The following is a 23058-nucleotide window of genomic DNA, read 5'->3' as shown; positions in this document are numbered from 1 at the left end:
CTACAAAGCAATATTCACGGTAATGGAATTGTTGCTGCCCGCGATCGAGTTGCTCAAGGTGGCGCCGTAGCCGTTGCAGGCTGTCGGCGCCACCGGCGGAATGGTGAAGCCGGTTTCGCTGACCGTCGCCGTTGTCGCATTCCAGCTGCCCTGTGCGCTGACCAGGAACGGGCCGAAGCGGCAGTCGCTGCCCAGCGACACCGGAATACCGCTGACCGTGGCCGACTGCAGCTGCAGATAGACGTCGTAGATCTGCAGGCCGGCCAGATTGCCGCCGACCAGGGGGTTGTAGCTGCCGCTCATGTTCTGCAGTCGGGTGGTCAGAGTGACCAGGCCCAGGCCGTTGACGTTGGACTGCAGGGTCGAGGCCGGGAAACTGAACTGGCCGCCATAGACCGCCGGCGACGCCTGCTGCGCGCCATTGACGTAGGAACCGGCCGGGAATGGCATGGGATAGCCGTTGACGACGATCTGGCCGCTGACCGGACGGCCGTCGATGCCGTGGCGGAAGAGCCTGTCGGGCGGCGTGCCGGTAGTGGCATCGAATTGCGCCTGGACGGTGCCAGCCAGCAGCAGCGCAGCGAGCAGGACTGTCGTGCGGAAGAGCATTGCGGTTTGCATGTGGATTTCCCCGGTGATTGGCGTCGGGGACGCGGCGGGTTGATCCACACCGGCGTCCGTGCGGGTACACGCACGGAATCGCCGCAAAAACGCTCACGCAAGCCGAAAATTTTCTGGCGACGGCGCCGGACGTTCCGTCACGCCAGACGCAGGCGGCCGACAAGCGCAACGAATTGCGCCGCCTTCTTCGACGCTGCAGGCCGGCTGCAGCGCCTTGCGGTGCAATTCGCATTCGCTCATCGCACCCTACGTCATTGCCGGGCTTCGGCTAGTAAGCGAATTCGCGGAACAGCGGATCGATGCTGCCGCCCCAGCGACCGTGGAACAGTTCCAGCTTGCGCTCGGCCGGGGTCTGGTTGGCCTGGGCGAATTCGATCAGTGGCTCCAGGAATACCGCTTCGCTGGCGCCGTTGGCATTGAGCTGGGCGCGCCGGGCCAGGCCGTGGCCGGAGATCTTCAGCGCTTCCAGCGCCAGTTCGCGCACGCTGGCGTTGCGGAACGGCAGCTTCAGGCCATGCCGCGGCACACCGTCGCGCAGGGCGTGGCGTTCGGGCAGGCTGAAATCCTTGACCAGATCCCAGGCCGCATCGAGCGCCGTGTCGTCGTAGAGCAGGCCGACCCAGAAGGCCGGCAAGGCGCACAGGCGATTCCACGGGCCACCATCGGCGCCGCGCATTTCCAGGTATTTCTTCAGCCGCACCTCGGGGAAGGCGGTGGTCATGTGATCGGCCCAGTCCTTCAGCGTCGGCGTGGCGCCGGGCAGGTCGTCGAGCTTGCCGTCCATGAAGCGACGGAAGGACTGTCCGGCCAGATCGATGTACTTGCCGTCGCGATAGCTGAAATACATCGGCACGTCGAGCAGGTAGTCGACGTAGCGCTCGTAGCCGAAGCCGTCTTCGAAGACGAAGTCGAGCATGCCGGTGCGGTCAGGATCGGTATCGGTCCAGACGTTGGAGCGGAAGCTCAGGAAACCGTTCGGCTTGCCCTCGGTAAACGGCGAATCGGCGAACAGCGCGGTGGCGATGGGCTGCAGCGCCAGCGAGACGCGGAACATCTTGGCCATCTGCGCTTCGGAGCCGAAGTCGAGATTGACCTGTACCGTGCAGGTACGGGTCATCATGTCCAGGCCGAGGTTGCCCTTCAGCGGCATGTAGCGGCGCATGATGGCGTAGCGGCCCTTGGGCATCCACGGCATTTCCTCGCGCGCCCATTTGGGCTGGAAGCCCATGCCGAGGAAGCCCAGCCCGAGTTCGTCGGCGACGGTCTTCACTTCGCGCAGATGGCTGGTGACCTCGCAGCAGGTCTCGTGCACGGTGGACAGCGGTGCGCCGGACAATTCCAGCTGACCGGCCGGCTCCAGGGTGATGGAAGCCAGGCCGCGGCTCAGCGCGATCAGATAACCGTTTTCGCGCACCGGCTCCCAGCCGAAGCGGGTCAGGCCTTCGAGCAAGGCGCCGATGCCACGCTCGCCTTCCCAGGTCGGGGCGCGCAGGTCATCAAGGCGAAAGCCGAATTTCTCGTGCTCGGTACCGATGCGCCACTCGTCCTTGGGCCGGGCCCCGCTGGCCATGTATTCGATCAGCTGCTCGCGCCGCGTGATGGGGACTTCCTTGACCGCACTGGGACCGGACATACGAAGCTCGCTGGCAGGAGGGAGAGGCGAGGTTGGGGGCAGGCATTGCGATCAAAAGGGGGCATTGCCGCCAATCGTGGCGAACGCGACCAGACGTTGCGCAAGCGCGCCTGGCCGACGCAGACGGCGCCGCCGTCCGGGCTAGGACGCAGTGTGCGCTTCGCCAGGACTGGCGTCGTCGGCCAGCCACGCATAGATGGCGCGGCGTGCCTCGTCGATGCCGATCTTGTCCAGCGAGGAAAAGGCCTGGATGGTCGCGCCGGGGCAGAGCAAGCCCATTTCCTTGCGCGTAGCGAGCAGGGTGCTGGCGGCGTCGCCGCGGGACAGCTTGTCGACCTTGGTCATCAGCACGTGGCAAGGCAGGCCGATGTCGCGGCAGTACTGCAGCATCAGGCGGTCGAAATCCTTGAGCGGATGGCGGCTGTCCATGATCAGCACCACGCCGCGCAGGGACTGGCGCCCGCCCAGGTAAGCATCGATCAGCTCGCGCCAGTGGTCGCGCAGGGAAGTGGGCACCTTGGCATAGCCGTAGCCGGGCAGGTCGATCAGGCGGCGGTCGCCGTCGAGGTCGAACACCACCAGTTGCTGGGTACGCCCGGGCGTCTTGGACGTGCGTGCCAGGCCGACCTGGTCGCAGATGCGGTTTAGGGCGCTGGACTTGCCGGCATTGGAGCGGCCGGCAAAGGCGACTTCAGCGCCGGTATCATCGGGAAGTTGACGCAATTCATGCGCAGCCAGACGAAAACGGGCGCGGCGAAACAGGACGGAAGGGGACATGGCATGTGCTCGGACCGCGGCCGGGGCGCGGTGGTCGGTTTGACCGTCTGGGGGGCGCTGGTACAATTCCGCGGTTTCCGTCCCCCACTCCGACTCAACCCCGGGGGATAGCCACGTTTCCAGCCTTTGGAGTCGAGTGTAATGAGTTTTCGGCACGTAGTTGCTCTGGCGGGCTTGCTCGCAGTGGGTTCGGTCCAGGCGGAAACGGCCGCGACGCATGCCATCGCCGGCGATGCCAAGGCGGGCGAGTCCAAGGCCGCCGCCTGTGGCGCCTGCCACGGTTCGGATGGCAATTCCTCCGACAAGCAGTACCCCAAGATCGCCGGACAGCAGGCCGATTACATCGCGCGCCAGCTGTCCCTGTTCAAATCGACCGCACGCAACAACCCGATCATGCTGGGTTTTGCCTCGACCCTGTCCGAGCAGGACATGCACGACCTCGGCGCGCATTTCGCCACCAAGGCGGCGACTGCGGGCAACGGCGACCAGGCCCTGAAGGCGCGCGGCGAGCAGCTGTGGCGCAGCGGTGACGCCAAGCGTGGCATTCCTGCCTGCATGTCCTGCCATGGCCCGTCCGGCCGCGGCAACCCGGGATCGGGCTATCCGCAGATCGCCGGCCAGTGGACCGATTACGTCGTGGCCAAGCTCAAGGACTGGCAGAACGGCACCACCTGGGGCGAAGACGACCGCTCCAAGATCATGCCGGCGATTGCCAAGCGCCTCAGCGAGCAGGACATCAACGCCGTGGCCTCTTATGCCGAAGGCCTGCATACGGCCAAGCCGATCGCCACGGCCAGCGCCAAGTAAACGCCTGAACCGGCCGGGGCAGCCGCGCCGTCTGGCGTGAACTCGCCCCGGTCCGGCGTGTCTTTGCTGTCCGGCCGGCCTGGTCTCTGGCAATGTCGCTTAGGCTGCCGGTCGTACCCGTCGCATACGGCCGCCAGCGGCCGCGTCAAAACCAGGAGATCCGGATGTTTCAGCGTCTCGCCCTAGCCGCGTTCGGCCTTGTTGCCGCCAGCGTGGTCTCGGCCCAGGATGGCCAATGGAAGGAAGGCACGCACTACTTCAAGATCGAGCCGCCCCTGCCCACTGCGCAGGCGGACAAGGTCGAAGTGACCGAAGTGTTCTCCTACGGCTGCCCCGCCTGTTCGTCGGCCGCGCCGAAAGTGGCCCAGCTCAAGGCCAAGCTGCCGGCCAACGCGGTGATGACTTACGTGCCGGCCGCATGGAACGCCGCCGAACAATGGCCGCTGTTCCAGCGCGCCTATTTCACCGCCCAGGCGCTGGGCGTGGCCGACAAGGCCCATGACGACATGTTCAAGGCCATCTGGGGCGGTGGTCCGCTCGCTGTAGTCGTGAACGGCAAGGTCAAGACGCCGGCGCCGACCATCGACGACGTGGCCGCGTTCTATGAGAAGTACGGCAGCAAGGCGGCTGACTTCACGGCCACGGCCAGCTCCTTTGCGATCAATACCAAGATGAAACGCGCCGATGGCTTCATCAAGTCGGCCCAGGTCGAGTCCACGCCGACCATCGTCGTCAACGGCAAGTACCGCCTCGACGGCCGCAGCGCCGGCAGCTGGGAAAACGTCGAAGCGATCGTGCTGTACCTGGTAAAGCAGGAGTCGGCGCCCAAGTAGCATCTGCAACGTTTGGACAAGTATCGGGTGCGCGTTCCTCTGTCCGATGGCTTGTCGCCACAATCCCGCCGGCCCCATGCATTGCCAGCATTCGGCAGCCCGATTGACTCAAGCGGGCTGCCGATTCAGAACCAGATTCCGACGTGTTCAGAGTTTCCCTAGCCTCTGCGGAGAAAGCCGATGTTGAAACGATTGATGTTCCTGCTTGCCGGCCTCGTGGCCGTGAGCGCCTGCGGCGCCCAGGACAAGGCCGCCCCGGCCAAGACCGACTGGAAGGAAGGCCAGAACTATTTCGTGCTGGCCAAGCCGCAGCCGCCAGCTCCGGGCAAGGTCGACGTGACCGAAGTGTTTTCCTATGCCTGCCCGCATTGCGCGCATTTCCAGCCTTTCGTCGACCAGCTCAAGGCCAGGCTGCCCAAGCAGGTCACCTTCACCTACATGCCGGTAGTGTTCAACCCGTCCTGGGAACCGTATGCCCGCGCCTTCTATGCGGCGCAATCGCTGGGCGTGCTGGACAAGTCGCACCAGGCTCTTTTCGATGCGCTGCACCGCGACCACAAGCCGCTGCGTACGATCGAGGAACTGGGCGGCTTCTTCGGCGGGCTCGGTGTAGACCCGAAGAACTTCGTCAGCACGGCCCAGTCCTTCGTGGTCGAAGGCCAGTTGAACAAGGGCCGCGAACTGGCCTTGGCGTATGAAATCCAGAGCACGCCGACCCTGATCGTCAACGGCAAGTACCGCCTCGATGCGTCCTCGGCCGGCGGCCAGGAACAGGCCATCGCACTGGCCGAATGGCTGGTCGACAAGGAACTCAAGAGCGCGAAGAAGTAAATCGCGCAAGACATTGCCGGCGCGGCGGCCAGCCCGCGCCGGCAATGATTCTTCACGAATCGACGGTCTGGAATCGGTCATCGCCACCGTACGATTCGACGTCGCCGGCGCAAGTCGCCCTGTCTTTTGCCGCTTGCGGTAGCCGCCGCGCCCGACATAGGCTGCAGCCATGAGTGCACCGCAGGGCTCCGCCAACAGCACCAGCTTCGAGCGGCTACGCCTGCTCAGCTGCAACATCGTCGCCGGAGCCAGTGTCGGCCGCTATCGCGACTACGTCACGCGCAGCTGGCTGCCGCATCCGGGCAAACGCGCCAACCTGGAAGCATTGGCCCGCTCCATCGAAGATTTCGATCTGGTCGGGCTGCAGGAAGCCGATGCCGGCACCTTGCGCTCGGGCTTCGTCAATCAAACCCAGTACGTGGCGGAATCGGCCGGCTTTCCCTACTGGAGCCACCAGCCCAACCGGCGCGTATCGCGCCTGGCCCAGTCGGCCAACGGTCTGATCAGCCGGATCGAACCCAGCGAAGTGATCGACCATCCGCTGCCCGGCCGCATCCCCGGCCGCGGCGCGCTGCTGGCACGCTTCGGCAGCGGCAGCGACGCGCTCACCGTGGTGATTTCGCATCTGTCGCTGGGGCCAGAAGCGCGCATGCGCCAGCTCGGCTTCATTGCCGAACTGCTGGCCGATGCACCGCACGCGGTGCTGATGGGCGATCTGAACTGCGCCGCCGACAGCGCAGAGCTGCGCGAGCTGTATCGCAAGACTGCGCTGAGCCCGCCGATAGCGCCGCCGCCGACGTTCCCCAGCTGGCGGCCGCGACGGGCGATCGACCATATCCTCGTTTCGGAAAGTCTGCAGATTGACAGCTTGTGGACTTTGCCGCAGGCCTTCTCCGACCACCTGCCAGTGGCCGCGAGCGTCACCCTGCCCCGCGGCCTGCAGATGGAGCTGCGCCGCGCAGCCTGAGCGGTGCGTGGCAAACCCGAGCAACGGATTTGCCGGCGCGTCGACTACCGATGCCCGCCAATGCCCGCGGCCTGCAGGTCGCATGGCACGCAGCGCACGTGCACCAGGCGCAACAGGCCCAGGTGTTAGCAGGCGTCGCGGCCGGCACTGCCCCTGACCTTGCGCCAGCCGCCGCCGGTTTTTCTAGCGGCTGGTCAGTTCCTGCAACAGGTCGCGGTTGTTGATGCGCATGCGCACCAGGGCATCCGCGCGCTGCTTCAACGCATCGCGCAAGGCGACGTCGAGCACGGCATAGGGATCGATCGCCTTGGCGCGCAGATCCTCGATCTGCTTGCGCTGGTCGGCGCGCTGTTTCGCGCTGACGCCGGTCTGGTGCAATTGTTCCAATTGCGCATTCAGCTGATCGATGTACTCGCCCAGCACGAGAATGTCGCCCAGACGCTGCTTGACCGCGCGATAGCGACGCAGATCGACATTCAGGCTCTTGGCTGCGTTGCGCTCGTACTGGCGTGTCAGCACCGGTTGCAGGGCTGCGCTTTCGGATACGTCGTCGCGGGCTTCGCGCGCGGCGGCCAGGCGTTGCTGGGCCAGGCGCAGTGCGTCGATTTCCAGTTGCAGGCCGCGTTGATACAGATCGAGATCGGCCACAGCCAGGGCAATCTCGGCTTCGTCGGCGGTGACTGCCGGCGTGGCTGCAGGTTTTGCAGCCGGTTGTGCTGGGGCCAGCAGCGGGAAGGCACAGGCCAGGGCAAACACAGACAATTGCAGGTTCAACGGTCGCATGACGACCTCCGCACTGCCGGGGGAAAGCTTGTAGCCAAATTAGCACAATCGGCAACCACGACAAGGGCCGGATGTCCTAGCGGCGCTGGATTTCGGCAGGTTTTTTGCGCCGGCCGCCAGCACCGGGCAGAAAAAAACCGGGCTGCTTGCGCAGCCCGGCCGATTCCCCCAGCAATGCTTGAATCGATCAGAACTTCACGCTGGCCTGCACGTAGCTGTAGCGACCCGGCAGGTCGTAGGTACCCGCGTCGTAGCCGTTGAGCGAGCAGGACACGCAGATCGGCGGATCCTTGCCGAAGATGTTGTTGACGCCGGCCGACAGGGTGAAGTTGAAGCTGGTCGGCAGCTTCCAGTTCAGGCGCACGTCGTGGAAGGTGGTGGCGCCCAGGTGATTGAAGCCGCCGGACAGGTCCGCATTCGGGCTGCTGCAGACAGCGCCGGCTTCGGTCAGGTCGGGGTTGCACCGTTCGGTCAGGCCGGACAGGTAGCGCGCAGTCCAGCGAGCGCTCCAGTCCTGCGAGGCCCAGCTCAGGCTGGCGGTGGTGCGCCACTTGTTGATTGCCTTGTCGGCAGTCTCGATACCGACGCTCAGCGGTTCGGCTTCGCCGGTTTCGTTGATCGAGCTGTACTTGTCCACGTACGTGGTCTGCACCGAAGCACCGAGGGTGCCGAAGCCCCATTCCGGGCTGTTCCAGTTCAGGCCGATGTCGTAGCCCTGCGTCTCGATGGTGCCGAGGTTACGCAGGATATTGCTGAAGCTGACGATGTCGCCCGACACGCCGCGCACGATGCCGGCGCAGTTGGCGTCGTTGCGTTCGACACAGCGGGTGAGCTGGGTCTGCGCGTCCGGCGCCTGGATCGCATCGTCGATCTCGATCTTCCAGAAGGTCAGGTCGAGATCGAGCTTGGACGACCAGCCCGTGTTCTCGGCCCAGCTCGGGCTGTAGACCACGCCGGCAGTGATCGAGGTAGAGGTTTCCGGCGTCAGCAGCAGGTTGCCGCCGGTGCGCGTGGAAATCTGCTGATTGGCCTGTTCGAACGTGGCCGGGTTAGGCACGCCCTGGGCGATGCAGTTGGTCGCCAACTGGCCGGTGGCGCCGTTGCAGGGATCCTGGATCTGCGCGTCGAAACGCGCCGGCGAGCCGTACAGTTCGCCGATGGACGGCGCACGGAAGCCTTCGGCCCAGGTACCGCGCAGGGTCAGGTCGTCGACCGGCTGCCAGCGCAGGCCGACCTTGTTGTTGGTGGTGCCGCCGAAGGTCGAGTAGTCCGAATAGCGCGAGGCGACGGACAGGTCGAGGCTCTTGGCACCGGCAACGTCCTTGAGCAGCGGGGCGTTGAGTTCGAGGTAATACTCGTTGACGTCGAACTGGCCGGTGGTCGGCAGCGACGGCACACCGTTGCTCTCGCCGGCGACGACGATGGCGTCGGGCAGGTAGTAGCCGTCCTGCTCGCGGTGTTCATAACCGGCGGCAAAGGCAAGCGAACCGGCCGGCAGCTGGAACAGGTCGCCGGAGATATTGGCCGACCAGACTTCCAGCGCGTTTTCGCTGCGGTCGGTTTCGATGAAGCTGATGTAGTTGAGCATTTCAGGCGTGATCGAGCCCGGGCCGCCGAAGATGTTCAGCGGTACGCAGGGCGCGGTACAGCCGGCGACCGGGCCCAGTGCACGCGCGATATGCGCGATGTTGTAAGTGCCGTTGACCGTCTGGGTCGCCTTGTTCACGGCGTTGACGTAGTTCACGTCCCAGTAGAAGTCACGGTCGGCGGTGCCGAAGCTGCCTTCCAGGCCGGTAGCGAAATAACGCGTGTCGACATCCTGCGTGAAGATGCGCGGACCGCCTTCGATCGGACGGCGGCCGAGGCCGAGCAGGTTGCTGTTCGGATCGAGCGTGAAGCCGAACGGGTTGTACGGGTTGGTCACGTCCACGCCGGTGGTCAGGCCCAGGTCGCTGGTGTTCAGCGCGGAGCCAAGGCCGATCGGTTCCGGCGCAGCCTGGTTCTTCGATTTGCGCGTGGTGTAGCTGCCCTTGAGGTACCAGGTGATGTTGTCGGTGACCTTGTAGCGCGCCTGGCCGAACAGGCCGTCGCGGGTGCTCGGCGTCAGCAACAGGTTGTACGGTGCGAAGTTGAAGCGGTCAGGCGTACCGAAACGATGGAAACCGCCCGGGAAGGGCTGCACGCCCAGCGTGGTGCCATTGGCGGCGATATTGCAGACCCCGCCGGGGCAGAGGCCGCCGTAGGTCTCGCCTTCGGGTGCCAGGAAAATGGTACGGGTATACGGAATGTACGAGCTGCCGCCGGCCAGGCCGGCACCCGGCGTCGGGAACGACGACTGGGCCCAGTCGGCCGAGCTGATCGACTTCTGCTCGTAGTGGCTGATGTCGAGGAAGAAATCGAGGCGGTCGGTGCTGCCGCCCAGCGACAGGTTGCCGCTGGTGGTTTCGCCGCCGTCCTTGGAATAGTCGCCGTAGTAGACGTTGGCGCTCATGCCCTCCTGCTTGCGCTTGGTGATGATGTTGATCACACCGGAGATGGCATCGGAACCGTACAGCGAGGAAGCGCCATCGGTCAGAATTTCGATGCGCTCGACCGCACTGGCAGGAATGGTGTTGAGGTCGACCGCGGCGGATACGCCGGAGCCGGACGATTCGCCGACCCAGCGCAACCCGTCGACCAGCACCAGGGTGCGCTTGGCGCCGACGTTGCGCAGGGAGATCGTGGTCGAACCCGAACCTACGCCACCGCCGTCGGCCGGAAAGCCGAAGTTGCCGGCGGAATTGAACTTGGTATTGAGCGAGGAACCGCTGACCGAAAGGCGCTGGATCACGTCGCCGATCGAACCCAGGCCGGTCGCTTCGATGTCGCGCGCGGTGATGGTGACCACCGGCGTCTGGCCTTCGAGTTCGGCCTTCTTGATGCGCGAACCGGTAACTTCGACGGCTTCGAGCTTGGTCGTGTCGTCGCCAGAACGGTCGCCCTGGGCAAGCGCGGGATGGGCTACCACGCCGGCCAGCAAGGCCGCTGTGAAGACGTGGATACTCAGGGCAAGCTTATGACGTTGCAGCACTTTCATCGGTAACTCCCAAGAATTGGTGACCCGAAAACCGAGTGGACGCTAGGCTTGCCGCTGACGTAGTCCCCACAGCGCCATGCAGCGCTCCACGCCTTCGACAAACCGGATTCTGTTGCCGCCGCCATCCCCCGATGGCCACGGCAGGAGCGCGCAGCGCTCCCATCAAAACGCCTCGCGGAACTCCAGTCGCCGCGCGGCGTTAAGGGAATGTAAAACACTTTGTCCGGACTTGACTAGACCAGGCCCCTCAGCCGGAAGTCATGCCCGGCCGTGCGACCGATCAGGCGACCTGGCTGCTCAGGGCCACAATCAGCCCCATCAGCACCAGAAATCCGGCAAATACCAGTTTCAGCGTCGCCCCCGACAAGGCATGCGCAAGACGCACACCCAGCGGTGCGACCAGTACCGAGGCCAGCGCAATGCCGGCGGCTGCAGGCAGGTAGACGAAACCGAGACTTCCCGCCGGCAGGCTGGCCGCGACGGCATGGCCGCCATAGACGAACCCGGCCGCGCTGGCGATGGCAATGGCGAAGCCGCAGGCGGCCGAAGTGCCGACGGCGCGAACGGGCGCCACGCCCAGCCAGACCAGCAAGGGCACGGTCATGCTGCCGCCGCCGATACCGACGATGGCAGCAAACATGCCGATGCCGATGCCGGCGCCAAACAGCAGCGCACCGGTCGGCGCGGCATCGGTTTCGCCGCGGCCAGCCTTGACCTGGCCGTAGCGCAGCTGCGCCGCGGCAATCAGGCAATAGCCGGCCACCACGTAACGCAGCACGTCGCTGGGCATATGGCTGGCCAGCTGGGCTCCGGCCAGGCCGCCGACAACCATGCCCGGCGCCAGCGCAGCAACCGACGGCCACAGCACACTGCCCCGCTTCCAGTGCGAGCGGGTCGAGGACAGGGAAGTCATCACGATACTCGCCAGCGATGTCGCCAATGCCACGTGCATGACGTGATCGGCGGGAAATCCGCGCAACGGCAGTAGCCAGGCGAGTGCGGCGACAATGATGAGTCCGCCGCCGACGCCGAGCAGTCCGGCGAGCAGGCCGGCGGCGGCGCCAACGGCGAGATACAGGGCAATATCCAGAATCATGCGGGTTCCTTGCAGTCGCCGGCAGGCCGGCCGCGGCAGTTCTGCGACAAGACCGCGACAAACGCGGCGCACTGCGGAAAAAACGAGAAAACACGATGGTTTCGCGCAATTAGTTGTTGGTACTTCTGCGCCAGGACACTAAGATTCGCGCATGTCCCGCGCAAGTACGTCTTCTCGCCCCGGCCAGCGACTTTGGTCGCGTTGGCTGGTCGGCTTCGCCGCCCTGCTTCCCCTTGTTGCCGCCGCCATCGACCGCCCGCAGGAGCGCATCGTTTTCCGCCGCGCCCTGGCCGCCGTCGAACAAGGCCGCGACTGGAAAGCCGAAGCCGCCGAATTGCAGGACTATCCCTTGCTGCCGGCCCTGCAGGCACGCGAACTGCTACGCCAGCTGGACCAGCTCAAGAAGGCGGACGTGCTCGCCTTCGTCGCCCGTTGGCCCGACACGCTGTCGACGCAGGAATTGCGCAAGAACTGGCTGATCGCCCGCGCAGAAAAGAAACAATGGGAAGATTTCCTCGCCGTATACGTTGATACCGGCGACCGCGAACTGCGCTGTCATGCGCTGGCCGCGCGCCTGGCCGGCGGTGGCACCGTGAACTGGCTGGAAGACCTGGAAAAGCTCTGGGCCGAAGACCGGCCGCTGCCGGTTGCCTGCGATGCGGCGTTGGACTGGACGCAGCAGAACAAATTGCTCGATGCCGCCAGGATCTGGCAGCGCATCGAGCGCGGCCTCGCCGCGGGCAAGCCGGCGATGATCGAGAACCTGGCGCCGCGACTGGGCGCCGCTGACCGCGCCGCCGCCGGCCACCTTGCGCTGGCACTGAAAGATGCACCTGCTGCGCTGAAACAGGCCAAGAGCTGGCCCGACGATGCGCGCCATCGCCGCGCCGTGGCCATCGCCCTGGCTCGGCAGGCCCGGCGCGACTCGACCGGCGCCGAAGCCAACTACGCCGCGCTGGCGAGGCAGTTCAAGCTGAGCGCAACCGAACGCGGCGACATTGCAGCCGCATTTGCGCTGTACCGCGCCACCGAGTTCGACGCCGACGCGCTCAAGCGGCTGGCCGACCTGCCTGCCGCGGCGCAGACCGATGCCACGCGCGAATGGCGCGTGCGCGTGGCCCTGGCGGCATCCGACTGGAATGCCTCGCTGAAGGCGCTGGACGCGCTGAGCGAGAAGCAGAAAGCCGACGAGGAATGGCGCTATCTGCGCGCCCGCGTACTGCGCAAGCTCGACCGTGCCGGCGAAGCTGCGCCGATCCTGGACAAGCTCGCGACCGAAGCCAATTTCTACGGCTTCCTCGCTGCGGACTGGACCGACAAGCCCTACGCCATCTGCCCGGCCAGCCTGGAAAGCGACCGCGCCGCCGAGCAGCGCCTGCTCGACGAAGCCGGCCTGGCGCGCGCCTTCGAATGGCGTGCGCTGGACGAGCCGCGCGAAGCGCGGCGCGAATGGGACTACACCCTGGCCAAGCTGGACTTGCCGCGGCGCCGCCTCGCCGCCGATCTGGCTTACCGCGAAGGCTGGTACGACCGCGCCGTGTTCGCCCTGAACAAGGGCGAGGAACTGAAACTGTACGAACAGCGCTTTCCGCTGGCGCGCGAGCCGCAGATTCGCCGCGCCTCGCACGACACCGGGCTGGACCCGGCCTGGACCTACGCCATCATCCGCGCTGAAAGCGCCTGGGTGGAAGACGCACGCTCCGGTGCCGACGCCTACGGCCTGATGCAGCTGCTGCCCGGCACCGCCGCGCGCGTGGCCAAGGACGCCGGCATCGCCTACAACCGCGCCGAAGACCTCTACCACGGCGATACCAACATCGCCCTGGGCACGCGCTATCTGTCGCAAATGGCAGAACGCTACAACGGTGCGCCCTGGCTGGCCAGTGCGGCCTATAACGCCGGCCCCGGCGCGGTCGAGCGCTGGCTGGGCCTGCGCGGCCAGCTGGAACCGGATTTCTTCATCGCCAGCATTCCGTACAAGGAAACGCGCGAATACGTCGCGCGCGTGCTGGCCTTTTCGGTCATCTACGACTGGCGCCTGAACGGCAAGGCCCTGGCGGTGGCGGCACGCCTGCCGCGGTACGGCCAGGACTACGCCGCGCCGGGCCGCGACACCCCGCGCAAGACAGTCACCTGCCCGCTGCTGCCGGCCGATACGGCCCAGGCCGCCCCGGCCGCGGCGGCGGCTCCCGGCGCCTGAAACCTACTGGCCGACGATCTGCGGCCGCATAGGCCCGAACAGGCCCAGCAATTCCTGCTGCAGCGGCGCAGGCACCTTCACCTCGTTCATGGCGGCAATCAGGTCTTCGACGAAGATGTCGAAGTCGCGATCGCTGAGGTTCATGCCCGAATGCGCCTCTTCCATGCTGCGTCCGGAATAGACGCAGGGGCCACCGCTGGCGGCGCAGATCTGTTCGATCAGCAGGCGGCGCAAGTCGGGAACATCGGTGTTTTCGAAAAAGATATTGATACGCAGGTCGCCATGCACGCGCTTGAGCGAGGCGTCGACCACTGCCTCGATGCCGGCGGCGCCGCCGAGGCGCTGATACAAAGTGTCATTCTTCACAGACGCCTGCTGTGGTGTCGAGGCGCAGGCGCCTAACAGGATGGCGAGCAGGCAAGGCAGCACTGGCTTCATGGCATTCCCCCGTTGCATAGGCAGGCGTCAGCGTCCGGGAGTCTAGCGCGCCCGGCCGGCGGCGCTGCTAAGCTCGATGGTTGGACAGGTACAGGGAACGGAGACCAATGCAGATCTACCTGGTTGGCGGCGCTGTGCGAGATCGCCTGCTCGGCCGTCCGGTCAGCGACCGCGACTACGTCGTGGTCGGCGCGACGCCCGAAGCCATGCTGGCCCAGGGCTACAAGCCCGTCGGCAAGGATTTTCCGGTGTTCCTGCACCCGCATACCGGCGAGGAATACGCGCTGGCCCGCACCGAACGCAAAAGCGGCCGGGGCTACGCCGGCTTCGCCTTCGATACCAGTGCCACGGTGACCCTGGAAGAAGACCTGCGCCGGCGCGACCTCACCATCAATGCCATGGCCGAGAGCGAAGCCGGCGAACTGGTCGATCCGTTCGACGGCAAGCGCGATCTGGATGCGCGCGTGCTGCGCCATGTGTCCGAGGCCTTCGTCGAAGATCCGGTACGCCTGCTGCGCGTTGCCCGTTTTGCCGCGCGCTACGCACCGCTGGGATTCCACCTCGCCGCAGAGACCCAGGTACTGCTGGCGGAAATGGTGCGCAACGGCGAGGTCGACCACCTGGTGCCCGAGCGCGTCTGGGCGGAAACGCGCAAGGCCCTGGGCGAAGCGCAGCCGTCGGCGTTTCTGCGAATCCTGCGCGACTGCGGCGCCCTGGCACGCCTATTTGTGGAAATCGACGCACTCTACGGCGTGCCGCAGCGGGCCGAATACCATCCCGAGGTCGATACCGGCATCCATACCGAAATGGTGGTCGACATGGCCGCCCGCCTAGCGCCGGGCGACACGCTGATCGGCTGGTGCGCGCTGGTGCACGACCTGGGCAAGGCACTGACGCCGGCCGATCAGCTACCGCGCCATGTCGGCCATGAAGCCAGCGGTGTTGCACCGATCCGGGCACTGGCCGAGCGCTATCGCCCGCCCAACGAATACGTCGAGCTGGCCGTGCTGTGCTGCCGCCTGCACCTCAATGCCCACCGTGCGTTCGAGTTGCGTCCGGCCACCGTGCTGGAGCTGTTCGAGCAGCTGGACGGCTTTCGCAAGCGCGAACGCGTGGAACAGTTCCTGCTCGTCTGCAGCGCCGACAAGCGCGGCCGCCTGGGCCTGAGCGAGGCGCCGTATCCGCAGGCTGACTGGCTGCGCCAGGCCTATGCCGCGGCGGCAGCCATCGATGCGAAGCCCTTTGTCGCGCGCGGCTTGCAAGGCGCGGCGATCGGCGAGGCCGTGCGTAAAAACCGTATCGCCGCCATCGCCGCACTCAAGCCGGCGCCCGACCCCCGATCCGGCTGAGCACGTCGGCCAGGCGTGTGTGCGCCAGCAGCAAACCCAGCGCCACACCCAGTGCGTCGGCGAGCAGATCCCACAGATCGCCACTGCGGTAGGGCACCAGGGTCTGCAGCACTTCGATGCTGGCCCCGAACAGGACCAGGCCGGCCGCACAAAGGCGGCGGCTAGGGCCGGCATACAGCTGCGCGTACCACAGCATCAGCAGCGCAAACGCGAGGGCGTGACCGATCTTGTCGCCGAACGCCACACTGCCGATCACCCGCGGTGCCGGCACCAGCGCAATGGCCAGGGACAGCAGGATCAGCGCGCGGCCGATCGCGCGCCATAGCCAGAAATAACGCAGGGGACGCGGCGAGAGCTTCATGGACATTCCGGCGAAACCAGGAGGCGCGCAGCATCGCGCAGAGCACTGTCGGCGTGGCGACGGTATTCGGGCTTTTTCATGGCGCGCCGCTCAGCGCTCGAACGCCATGACCTTGAACTTCTCGCCCATCTCTGCGGGCAAGGTCAGGCGCTTGACCTGTTGCGACACGGCATAACGTGCAGCCTCGTCGGGTGCCGCTGCGAAAGCCTGGGCAAACACCGTGTCGAGGCCATTGGCGATAAGGAAATCGGCCTGCGTGCCCATTCCGGCAACCCGGAAACCGGCACCCACGCCGGCTTCGGCCAGAGCGGAAAAATCCACAAATGCGGTGAGATCCTGCAGGCCGACACGGCTCAGCACATCGTCATGGGCGCGATGCCGGTAAGTGGCAATCAGCGTGCCCTCGCGACGCTGCGGATCGTAGTACTGGCTGCGCGCATAGCCGTAGTCGACGAACAAGGCCAGGCCGCGCTGCAGCGATCCGCACACCGCCTGGATCCAGTACGGCAACTGCGGCAGTACTTCCGAGCGATAGCCTTCCGGCAGATCCTCACGCAGGTCGCGGCGCAGGTGCAGCACCGCGTTGGCAACGAAACTGTCGGCCGGCAGGTCGATAGTGGCGAAGCTGTGTTCGCCCGCGTCGATGACGTGCTCTTCGAAGATCTCGCCGCCGTGCAGGCTGAACCGCGTGACCGGCAGCGCATCGAGCACTTCATTGGCGAACAGCACGCCGCTCCAGTCGTCTTCGGGCGGACGCTCTATCCAGTGCACACGCGCGGCAATGTCGGCAGTCAGTTCCGCTGCGATGCATTCGCGCTGGCGCTGGCGCAGATCGGCACTGGGTTCCAGCAGCAGATACTGCTGCGGCAATGCGTCCAGCGCCGCGAGTTCACGCAGGCAGTCGCGCGCAAATACGCCGCTGCCACCGCCCAGTTCGAGCATCTGTGCCGCGCGGCCGAGCTCGCGCAAAGTCGGTGCGGCGGCGCGTGCGACACACCGGGCAAACACGCTGCCGAGCTCCGGTGCAGTAATGAAATCGCCAGCGGCGCCGAACTTGGTCTTGCCTGCGCTGTAATAGCCCAGGCCTGGCGCATACATCGCCAGTTCCATGAAACGCGAAAACGGCAGCGGACCTTTCGCTGTAATCTCGTTGCGGATAAAGCCGGCGAGCGTCGCACTATGCTCGCGCTCGGCAGCGCTGGGTTCAGGCAATTCGATGCGCAAGGTGGTCTTTCGCAGGTATCTTGTGCGGCAATCGCGGAATGGCAAGCATAGCCGAGGTGGTGCGCATGACCGAACCCCGACCCGTCGCACTGATCACCGGCGCAGCCCGACGCGTGGGCGCTGCCATTGCGCGGCACCTGCATACGGCCAACTACGATCTTGCCCTGCATTGCCGCCATTCGCGCCGTGAGCTGGATACGCTGACCGAAGAACTGGAACTGGCGCGCCCAGGCAGCACGCTGGCCTTGCAGGCCGACCTGGCCGAAGTGGAAATGTTGCCCGACCTGATCGACGCGGCGCTGGAGCGGTTCGGCCGCCTGGATGCACTGGTCAACAATGCCTCGGCATTCGAGGCGACCCCGGTCGGTGCAGCGACGACAGCCCAGTGGGACGCCTTGTTTGCCAGCAATGCCCGCGCGCCGTTTTTCCTCAGCCAGGCCGCCGCGCCTGCTCTCGCGACGTCTCGCGGCGGTATCGTCAACCTGGTCGACATCTACGCCGAGCGGCCGCTGGCGCGCCATCCGATCTACTGCATGGCCAAGGCATCGCTGCTGATGATGACGCGTGCACTGGCGCTGGACCTGGCACCGCATGTGCGCGTCAATGCCATCGCGCCGGGCGCTATCCTCTGGCCGGAAAACGGCAAAACCACAACCGAACAACAGGCTTTGCTGGCCAAGGTTCCGCTCGGCCGCGCCGGCACACCCAACGATGTGGCCGCCGCGGTGCTGTGGTTGCTGCGCGATGCACCCTATGTCAGCGGCGAAGTCATCCGCATCGACGGCGGACGATCGCTCGGCATCTAGCCGGTCAAGGCAACCGGGGCGAATGGCGCGGAATGATCGGCGTGCTGCTGCCACAACTGCCGCAGGCTGCGCCCGTCGCCGGGTACGCGGGCATCAGGTGCAATCTCGGCCAGGGGCAACAGCACGAATGCATGTCTGAGTTCGTCGCGTGGCAATTGCAGATTGCCGCTGCCGGTCAGGATCTGCTCGCCGTAGAGAACAATGTCGATGTCCAACGTTCGATCAGAAAAGCGCGGCACATCGCGGCGACGTCCGTGGCGGTCTTCCAATGCATGCAGCCAGTCGTTCAGCGCCTGCGGCGAAAGATCGGTCTCGACCACAGCGGCGAGGTTGACGAAATCCGGTCCGTCAAAGCCGACTGCCGGAAACCGGTACGCCGTGGATACCCGCAAGGTGCCGAAACGCTGGCGCAATTCGCGCAATGCGGCGGACAGGTTTTTCTGCGGCTCCTGATTGGAGCCCAGGCTGAGATAGGCCAATTCCATCGTTCTCAGTCCGGCCGCGTACCGCGTTCGATCACCACGCCTACGGCCTTGGCGCCGCGCACCGCGCCAGGCTTGGCCAGGCGCAGGCGCAGCCAGCCCACGCCGAACTCCTCGCGCACAATGCGCGCGCAGTGCTCAGCCAGGGTTTCCACCAGTTCGAAATGCGAGGCTTCGACAAACGCGATCAGGCGCTTTGACACGGCCTTGTAGTTCAGTGTGTCGTCGATCTTGTCGCTGGCCGCCGGCTTGGTATTGTCGAACGCCATTTCCAGGTCGATCGCGACGACCTGACGGATCTGCCGCTCCCAGTCATAGATACCGATGACCGTTTCGATGCGCAGATCTTCGATGAATACTCTGTCCATCGTTGTATTTCTCCCTTTTTAGACGCCGCCTGCCGGCTGGAGCGGACGCAACTGCTGCAGGTCCCAGCGCGGAAACACCCTGATCTGCGCGTCGTCGAGTTGGCCCGCCGCCAGGCGCAGAGCACCGGCCAGGGCGATCATGGCGCCGTTGTCGGTGCAGAACTCGGGCCGTGGAAAATACACCTTGAAGCCCTGGCGCTGCGCCGCCTCGGCCAGCTGTGCGCGCAAGCGTTTGTTGGCGCCGACGCCGCCGGCAATCACCAGCGATTTCGCGCCGCTGGCCTCCAGCGCACGCAGGCATTTGATACGCAGCGTATCGACCATCGCCTCTTCGAAGCCACGCGCGATGTCAGCCCGCGTCGCCACGGTCTTGTCGCTGTTTTGCCAGGCCAGCAGAACCTGGGTCTTTAGGCCGGAGAAACTGAAATCCAGGCCAGGCCGGTCAGTCATGGGCCGGGAAAAGCGGAAGCGTCCGCTCTGGCCCTGTTCCGCTAGGCGCGCCAGCTCCGGTCCACCTGGATAGGGCAGCCCCATCAGCTTGGCGGTTTTATCGAAGGCTTCGCCGGCGGCATCGTCCAGCGTGTCACCGAGCAGGCGATAGGAGCCGATGGCGTCCACGCCGATCAACATGGAATGCCCGCCCGACACCAGCAAGGCCACGAACGGCGGCTGCGGTGCCTCTGCCTCCAGCAACGGTGCCAGCAAATGGCCTTCCATGTGATGCACGCCGATCGCCGGAATTTCCAGCGACCAGGCCAGCGCCCGCGCGGCGCAAGCGCCGACCAGCAGCGCGCCGACCAGGCCAGGCCCGGCGGTATAGGCCACGCCGCCGAGATCGTCGACGCTGAGTCCCGCCGCGGTCAGGGTTTCACGCACCAGCGGCAACAGTTTGCGCACGTGATCGCGGCTGGCCAGCTCGGGCACGACGCCACCGTAGTCCGCATGCAGGCGCACCTGGCTGTACAGCCGGTGGGCCAGCAAACCGCGCTGCAGATCGTAGACCGCGACTCCGGTCTCGTCACAGGATGACTCGATACCCAGTACAGGCTTTGCAATCGGCTGGTCTGACACGCTAAACTTCGCGGCTCGCCCAAGAACGGGGCGCAAGTGTAACAGCGGAGATCCCATGCCTAACGTGAAAGTTCGCGAAAACGAACCCTTTGAATTTGCCCTGCGTCGCTTCAAGCGCACCTGCGAAAAGGCCGGCGTCCTGGCCGAAACCCGCAAGCGCGAGTTCTACGAAAAGCCCACCCAGGAGCGCAAGCGCAAGCGCGCGGCTGCGGTCAAGCGTCACCTGCGTCGCGTCTCCCGCGACGTCACCAAGCGCCAGCGCCTGTACTGAGTTTTCAGGGCAGGCTTAACCGGCCTGCCCCGACATCCCCGTTCTGCGGGTTGCTCCGCCGGCCGGTACCACGCAAGTGGTGCCGGCGTTGTGCTTTCCGACTTTTGGGAAACGTGCCATGTCCCTGAAACAACGCCTTACCGATGACATGAAGGCCGCGATGAAGAGCGGCGAAAAAGATCGCCTCGGTGTGATACGCCTGATCAATGCCGCGATCAAACAGCGCGAAGTCGACGAACGCATCAGCCTGGACGACGCCCAGGTTCTGGCCGCGCTGGAGAAGATGCTCAAGCAGCGTAAGGACTCTGTCAGCCAGTACGAAGCTGCCGGCCGTGAAGACCTCGCCGCGGTGGAGCGCTACGAAATCAGCGTGCTGCAAGGCTACATGCCCGCACAGCTGAGCGAAGCGGAGATCGACGCCATCATTGCCGACAGCGTGCTCGAGGCCGGAGCCACCGGCCCCAAGGACATGGGCAAGGTGATCGCCCTGGTCAAGCCGAAAGTGATAGGCCGCGCCGACATGGGCAGCCTGTCTGAACTGGTCAAGCGCAAGCTGGCCACCCTGGCCTGAAACTTAGTAACCGGAGCCGAGCAACAGCTCCGGTTTTTTCTGCCCAAGCCGGCCCGCTTCCGGCATGCTAGCGAAATGGCCGGCCGCATCCCCGATAGCTTCATCGACGACCTGCTCGCCCGCGTCGATATTGTCGACGTGATCCAGGAGCGCATTCCGCTGAAGAAAGCGGGACGCGAGTACAGCGCCCGCTGCCCATTTCACGATGAACGCTCGCCCTCGTTCACCGTCAGCCCGAACAAGCAGTTCTATCACTGCTTCGGTTGCGGCGCCCACGGCAGCGCGATCAAGTTTCTGATGGACTACGACCGCATCGAATTTCCCGATGCGATCGAAGAGCTCGCTGGCCGCGTCGGCCTCAAGGTTCCCTACGAAGGCGGTCGCCAGGCCGCGCCGGTACAGGCCGATACGGCCGATCTGTACACCGTGCTGGACCAGGCCGCGCGTTATTTCCAGCATGCACTCAACGACAGCCCCACGGCGCGGGCGTATTTCGACGGTCGCGGCCTGGACCCTGCCACACAGAACGCATTCGGCCTGGGCTACGCGCCGGATACCTACGAGGGCCTGCGCAACGCATTGGGCAATACGCCGCAGCGCATTGCGCTGCTGGAAAAGGCCGGCATGCTGATACGTGGTGAACGCGGCTCGCCGTACGATCGTTTCCGCGATCGGGTGATGTTTCCGATCCAGGACAGACGCGGTCGCGTCATCGCCTTCGGTGGCCGCGTACTGGAGAAAAGCGACGGCCCCAAGTATCTGAATTCGCCGGAAACACCGCTGTTTCACAAGGGTCGCGAATTGTTCGGCCTGTGGCAGGTGCGTCAGTCGCAGCAGAAGATCAGTCGCATTCTTGTAGTCGAAGGCTACATGGACGTGATCGCCTTGCATCAGCACGGCCTGCCGCAAGCAGTAGCCACACTGGGTACCGCCACGACGCGGGAGCATGCGGAAATCCTTTTCCGGAATTGTGCCGATGTATATTTCTGTTTTGATGGCGACCGTGCCGGACGCCAGGCTGCCTGGCGTGCCGTAGAGTCTGTGTTGCCACGCATGCGCGATGGACGCCAGGCACACTTCCTGTTTCTGCCTGACGGCGAAGATCCCGATTCATTGGTGCGCCAGGAAGGTCATAGCGGTTTCGAGCAACGCCTGCTCGCCGCCACATCGCTAAGCGAGTTTTTCTTCGCCCACCAGGAAGCCGGCACTGACCTGCGCACCGCCGACGGTCGTGCGCGCCTCGCCGAGCGCTGCAAGGAATTGATCGCCGGCATCCCCGAGGGCGCGTTCCGTGACCGCATGCAGGAAATCCTGACCGACAAGACCGCGATCCGCTGGTCGCTTGCCGCCAGCCTTTCCCCGCAGATGCGCGAAGGTGTCGAGGAAATGCTGGAAGAACGTGTGGCGCAGCTGCGCGGCCCCGTCGCACCGACGGCTAGCCCTGCGCCGCTTACGCGTAACGCGGCCACCGCCGGCGATGGCCAGCGCAGCGTTGTGCGTCAGGCCGTCGCACTGCTGCTGCAGAACCCTTCCTTCGCCGAGAACTTCCAGCCGCCGTATACCTTTGTCGCGCTGCGCAAACCCGGCATCGCGCTGCTGGTGGAGTTGCTGGGCGTTTGCCGCGCACGACCGAACGCCAACAGCGCCACATTGTTGGAACACTACCGGGACAGGGAAGAGGCCGCCGCACTGCGCAAGCTTGCCGTGCTCGACCTGCATGGCGACGCCAAAACGATGCGCCAGGAGTTCACCGATTCTCTGCGCCGGCTGGAACTGCAAACCATGCAACAACGCATAGACGACCTTGTTGTACGCCAGGGCGAGGCGAGCCTGGATGATGCAGAGAAGGCCGAGTTGCGCAGTCTGCTGCTGGCCAAACGCGGCTAGGAAACGCTGGCACACGTTGCCCATGCGTGACCGCTGGCGCGTCTGCACGATCGCGAGCAGCTGTCGTTGCCGACGCTTCCGACGCGCGTGATCGACTCGCTGCGTTTCAGTCCTGACGACGATCGCCTGGGCTTTACGCTCTCACCCGCGACCTCGTCCAGCGATATCTATTCAATCGAGCTTGCTGCCGCAACAATCACTCGGTGGGCCGAAAGCGAAATCGGCTTTCAGAAGAAAAACCGTCGCGACTATTGCAACGCATCGACCATGCAGTTCTGGCAACAGCACTTGCCCGGAGATAACGCGAAACGGAGCAAAGCAGGAAGACGCTTGGCCTGGCTACTCAAAAGTTTGTCGGCCGCGCTATGGCCGATAAGGAAAACGGCAAAGTGCCGTTCAGTCCTGAGCTTGACCTGAGCAGGTCTGGAGTCGCACCTCTACAGACACTGAGATCCACAAAGATTTTTTGCTGTTTAGAAGATTCTCGTTGCGCGAGCATCAAATTTCGCACAAAACAAAACGCCATCCCTATCGGGATGGCGTTTTGAGGTGTAAGGCCCTGGCAGTGACCTACTCTCGCATGCGGATGCACACTACCATCGGCGC

Annotated in this window: 23 protein-coding genes; 11 read left to right on the top strand and 12 right to left on the bottom strand. The window is 65.1% G+C overall.

Features of this window, described 5'->3' with window-relative positions; all coding sequences use genetic code 11:
* The 3 genes from DFR29_RS25970 to yihA form a co-directional block, all read right to left on the bottom strand.
* A complete protein-coding gene (locus tag DFR29_RS25970; protein ID WP_133821566.1) occupies positions 1–621 on the bottom strand; it encodes a hypothetical protein in 621 nt (206 codons plus the stop codon).
* A gap of 268 nt (positions 622–889) precedes the next feature.
* The gene (locus tag DFR29_RS25965; RefSeq protein WP_133821565.1) at positions 890–2254 is read right to left on the bottom strand and encodes a glutamate--cysteine ligase; all 1365 of its coding nucleotides are present in this window, start codon (positions 2252–2254) and stop codon (positions 890–892) included.
* Between the two features lie 141 nt (positions 2255–2395).
* Positions 2396–3031, bottom strand: coding sequence for a ribosome biogenesis GTP-binding protein YihA/YsxC (gene yihA, locus DFR29_RS25960; protein ID WP_133821564.1), 636 nt, complete (start codon positions 3029–3031; stop codon positions 2396–2398).
* A gap of 141 nt (positions 3032–3172) precedes the next feature.
* On the opposite strand from yihA, the gene DFR29_RS25955 reads away from it, so the two are divergent.
* From DFR29_RS25955 to DFR29_RS25940, 4 genes are all read left to right on the top strand, one after another.
* Complete coding sequence (locus DFR29_RS25955; RefSeq protein ID WP_133821563.1) at positions 3173–3838, top strand: c-type cytochrome; 666 nt, start codon at positions 3173–3175, stop codon at positions 3836–3838.
* A gap of 164 nt (positions 3839–4002) precedes the next feature.
* Positions 4003–4671, top strand: a complete 669-nt coding sequence (locus tag DFR29_RS25950; protein WP_133821562.1) for a thiol:disulfide interchange protein DsbA/DsbL — start codon at positions 4003–4005, stop codon at positions 4669–4671.
* Positions 4672–4851: 180 nt separating this feature from the next.
* Positions 4852–5502, top strand: coding sequence for a thiol:disulfide interchange protein DsbA/DsbL (locus DFR29_RS25945; RefSeq protein WP_133821561.1), 651 nt, complete (start codon positions 4852–4854; stop codon positions 5500–5502).
* Between the two features lie 169 nt (positions 5503–5671).
* Positions 5672–6469 carry an endonuclease/exonuclease/phosphatase family protein gene (locus DFR29_RS25940; protein WP_133821560.1) on the top strand — a complete coding sequence of 266 codons (798 nt, stop codon included), beginning with the start codon at positions 5672–5674 and terminating at the stop codon, positions 6467–6469.
* A 183-nt stretch (positions 6470–6652) separates the two neighbouring features.
* Here DFR29_RS25940 and DFR29_RS25935 read toward each other — a convergent pair whose 3' ends face one another.
* The 3 genes from DFR29_RS25935 to DFR29_RS25925 form a co-directional block, all read right to left on the bottom strand.
* Positions 6653–7252: a hypothetical protein gene (locus DFR29_RS25935; RefSeq protein WP_133821559.1), complete on the bottom strand. Its 600-nt coding sequence runs from the start codon at positions 7250–7252 to the stop codon at positions 6653–6655.
* 187 nt (positions 7253–7439) lie between these two features.
* Positions 7440–10328: a TonB-dependent receptor plug domain-containing protein gene (locus DFR29_RS25930; protein ID WP_133821558.1), complete on the bottom strand. Its 2889-nt coding sequence runs from the start codon at positions 10326–10328 to the stop codon at positions 7440–7442.
* A gap of 280 nt (positions 10329–10608) precedes the next feature.
* A complete protein-coding gene (locus tag DFR29_RS25925; RefSeq protein WP_133821557.1) occupies positions 10609–11424 on the bottom strand; it encodes a sulfite exporter TauE/SafE family protein in 816 nt (271 codons plus the stop codon).
* A gap of 151 nt (positions 11425–11575) precedes the next feature.
* Here DFR29_RS25925 and DFR29_RS25920 point away from each other — a divergent pair, with 151 nt between their 5' ends.
* On the top strand, positions 11576–13624 hold the full coding sequence (locus tag DFR29_RS25920; RefSeq protein ID WP_133821556.1) for a transglycosylase SLT domain-containing protein: 2049 nt from the start codon (positions 11576–11578) through the stop codon (positions 13622–13624).
* Positions 13625–13627: 3 nt separating this feature from the next.
* On the opposite strand, the gene DFR29_RS25915 is transcribed toward DFR29_RS25920, so the two are convergent.
* Positions 13628–14062, bottom strand: coding sequence for a group I truncated hemoglobin (locus DFR29_RS25915; protein WP_166654345.1), 435 nt, complete (start codon positions 14060–14062; stop codon positions 13628–13630).
* Between the two features lie 107 nt (positions 14063–14169).
* Here DFR29_RS25915 and DFR29_RS25910 point away from each other — a divergent pair, with 107 nt between their 5' ends.
* Positions 14170–15411 (top strand): multifunctional CCA addition/repair protein, encoded by a 1242-nt coding sequence (locus DFR29_RS25910; RefSeq protein ID WP_133821554.1) that lies wholly within the window; start codon positions 14170–14172, stop codon positions 15409–15411.
* Here DFR29_RS25910 and DFR29_RS25905 read toward each other — a convergent pair.
* Together DFR29_RS25905 and DFR29_RS25900 are read right to left on the bottom strand one after the other, a co-directional pair.
* Positions 15380–15772: a VanZ family protein gene (locus tag DFR29_RS25905; RefSeq protein ID WP_166654344.1), complete on the bottom strand. Its 393-nt coding sequence runs from the start codon at positions 15770–15772 to the stop codon at positions 15380–15382. The two genes, DFR29_RS25910 and DFR29_RS25905, sit on opposite strands and share 32 nt — an antisense overlap.
* A 90-nt stretch (positions 15773–15862) precedes the next feature.
* Entirely contained in the window at positions 15863–16996 is a 1134-nt protein-coding gene (locus tag DFR29_RS25900) for a class I SAM-dependent methyltransferase (RefSeq protein WP_243746186.1), read from the bottom strand.
* Positions 16997–17061: 65 nt separating this feature from the next.
* Here DFR29_RS25900 and DFR29_RS25895 point away from each other — a divergent pair, with 65 nt between their 5' ends.
* Positions 17062–17802: a pteridine reductase gene (locus DFR29_RS25895; RefSeq protein ID WP_133821552.1), complete on the top strand. Its 741-nt coding sequence runs from the start codon at positions 17062–17064 to the stop codon at positions 17800–17802.
* Here DFR29_RS25895 and folK read toward each other — a convergent pair.
* Genes folK through tsaD form a run of 3 tightly spaced genes read right to left on the bottom strand, consistent with a single transcriptional unit; the run spans position 17799 to position 19723 of the window.
* Entirely contained in the window at positions 17799–18287 is a 489-nt protein-coding gene (folK, locus tag DFR29_RS25890; RefSeq protein ID WP_133821551.1) for a 2-amino-4-hydroxy-6-hydroxymethyldihydropteridine diphosphokinase, read from the bottom strand. The two genes, DFR29_RS25895 and folK, sit on opposite strands and share 4 nt — an antisense overlap.
* A 5-nt stretch (positions 18288–18292) precedes the next feature.
* A complete protein-coding gene (gene folB, locus DFR29_RS25885; protein ID WP_133821550.1) occupies positions 18293–18652 on the bottom strand; it encodes a dihydroneopterin aldolase in 360 nt (119 codons plus the stop codon).
* Positions 18653–18670: 18 nt separating this feature from the next.
* Positions 18671–19723, bottom strand: coding sequence for a tRNA (adenosine(37)-N6)-threonylcarbamoyltransferase complex transferase subunit TsaD (tsaD, locus tag DFR29_RS25880; RefSeq protein WP_243746185.1), 1053 nt, complete (start codon positions 19721–19723; stop codon positions 18671–18673).
* Positions 19724–19778: 55 nt separating this feature from the next.
* Between tsaD and rpsU the strand changes: the two genes are divergently transcribed.
* The 4 genes from rpsU (at position 19779) to DFR29_RS25860 (ending at position 22869) form a co-directional block, all read left to right on the top strand.
* The gene (gene rpsU / locus DFR29_RS25875; protein WP_133821548.1) at positions 19779–19994 is read left to right on the top strand and encodes a 30S ribosomal protein S21; all 216 of its coding nucleotides are present in this window, start codon (positions 19779–19781) and stop codon (positions 19992–19994) included.
* Positions 19995–20112: 118 nt separating this feature from the next.
* Positions 20113–20565: a GatB/YqeY domain-containing protein gene (locus tag DFR29_RS25870; protein WP_133821547.1), complete on the top strand. Its 453-nt coding sequence runs from the start codon at positions 20113–20115 to the stop codon at positions 20563–20565.
* Positions 20566–20640: 75 nt separating this feature from the next.
* Positions 20641–22452, top strand: a complete 1812-nt coding sequence (gene dnaG, locus DFR29_RS25865) for a DNA primase (protein ID WP_133821546.1) — start codon at positions 20641–20643, stop codon at positions 22450–22452.
* Between the two features lie 87 nt (positions 22453–22539).
* On the top strand, positions 22540–22869 hold the full coding sequence (locus tag DFR29_RS25860) for a hypothetical protein (RefSeq protein WP_133821545.1): 330 nt from the start codon (positions 22540–22542) through the stop codon (positions 22867–22869).
* Positions 22870–23058: the final 189 nt, after the last annotated feature.

Origin of the sequence: Tahibacter aquaticus, assembly GCF_004363655.1 — a bacterium.
Taxonomy (GTDB): domain Bacteria; phylum Pseudomonadota; class Gammaproteobacteria; order Xanthomonadales; family Rhodanobacteraceae; genus Tahibacter; species Tahibacter aquaticus.
The sequence above is the reverse complement of the archived record's forward strand: the minus strand, read 5'-3'. Positions and strand labels throughout refer to the sequence as shown.

Bases quoted from the DNA above. Each gene is read 5' to 3' on its own strand.
- DFR29_RS25970 (WP_133821566.1), bottom strand. From the start codon at position 621: ATGCAAACCGCAATGCTCTTCCGCACGACAGTCCTGCTCGCTGCGCTG.
- DFR29_RS25965 (WP_133821565.1), bottom strand. From the start codon at position 2,254: ATGTCCGGTCCCAGTGCGGTCAAGGAAGTCCCCATCACGCGGCGCGAG.
- yihA (WP_133821564.1), bottom strand. From the start codon at position 3,031: ATGTCCCCTTCCGTCCTGTTTCGCCGCGCCCGTTTTCGTCTGGCTGCG.
- DFR29_RS25955 (WP_133821563.1), top strand. From the start codon at position 3,173: ATGAGTTTTCGGCACGTAGTTGCTCTGGCGGGCTTGCTCGCAGTGGGT.
- DFR29_RS25950 (WP_133821562.1), top strand. From the start codon at position 4,003: ATGTTTCAGCGTCTCGCCCTAGCCGCGTTCGGCCTTGTTGCCGCCAGC.
- DFR29_RS25945 (WP_133821561.1), top strand. From the start codon at position 4,852: ATGTTGAAACGATTGATGTTCCTGCTTGCCGGCCTCGTGGCCGTGAGC.
- DFR29_RS25940 (WP_133821560.1), top strand. From the start codon at position 5,672: ATGAGTGCACCGCAGGGCTCCGCCAACAGCACCAGCTTCGAGCGGCTA.
- DFR29_RS25935 (WP_133821559.1), bottom strand. From the start codon at position 7,252: ATGCGACCGTTGAACCTGCAATTGTCTGTGTTTGCCCTGGCCTGTGCC.
- DFR29_RS25930 (WP_133821558.1), bottom strand. From the start codon at position 10,328: ATGAAAGTGCTGCAACGTCATAAGCTTGCCCTGAGTATCCACGTCTTC.
- DFR29_RS25925 (WP_133821557.1), bottom strand. From the start codon at position 11,424: ATGATTCTGGATATTGCCCTGTATCTCGCCGTTGGCGCCGCCGCCGGC.
- DFR29_RS25920 (WP_133821556.1), top strand. From the start codon at position 11,576: ATGTCCCGCGCAAGTACGTCTTCTCGCCCCGGCCAGCGACTTTGGTCG.
- DFR29_RS25915 (WP_166654345.1), bottom strand. From the start codon at position 14,062: ATGAAGCCAGTGCTGCCTTGCCTGCTCGCCATCCTGTTAGGCGCCTGC.
- DFR29_RS25910 (WP_133821554.1), top strand. From the start codon at position 14,170: ATGCAGATCTACCTGGTTGGCGGCGCTGTGCGAGATCGCCTGCTCGGC.
- DFR29_RS25905 (WP_166654344.1), bottom strand. From the start codon at position 15,772: ATGAAGCTCTCGCCGCGTCCCCTGCGTTATTTCTGGCTATGGCGCGCG.
- DFR29_RS25895 (WP_133821552.1), top strand. From the start codon at position 17,062: ATGACCGAACCCCGACCCGTCGCACTGATCACCGGCGCAGCCCGACGC.
- folK (WP_133821551.1), bottom strand. From the start codon at position 18,287: ATGGAATTGGCCTATCTCAGCCTGGGCTCCAATCAGGAGCCGCAGAAA.
- folB (WP_133821550.1), bottom strand. From the start codon at position 18,652: ATGGACAGAGTATTCATCGAAGATCTGCGCATCGAAACGGTCATCGGT.
- rpsU (WP_133821548.1), top strand. From the start codon at position 19,779: ATGCCTAACGTGAAAGTTCGCGAAAACGAACCCTTTGAATTTGCCCTG.
- DFR29_RS25870 (WP_133821547.1), top strand. From the start codon at position 20,113: ATGTCCCTGAAACAACGCCTTACCGATGACATGAAGGCCGCGATGAAG.
- dnaG (WP_133821546.1), top strand. From the start codon at position 20,641: ATGGCCGGCCGCATCCCCGATAGCTTCATCGACGACCTGCTCGCCCGC.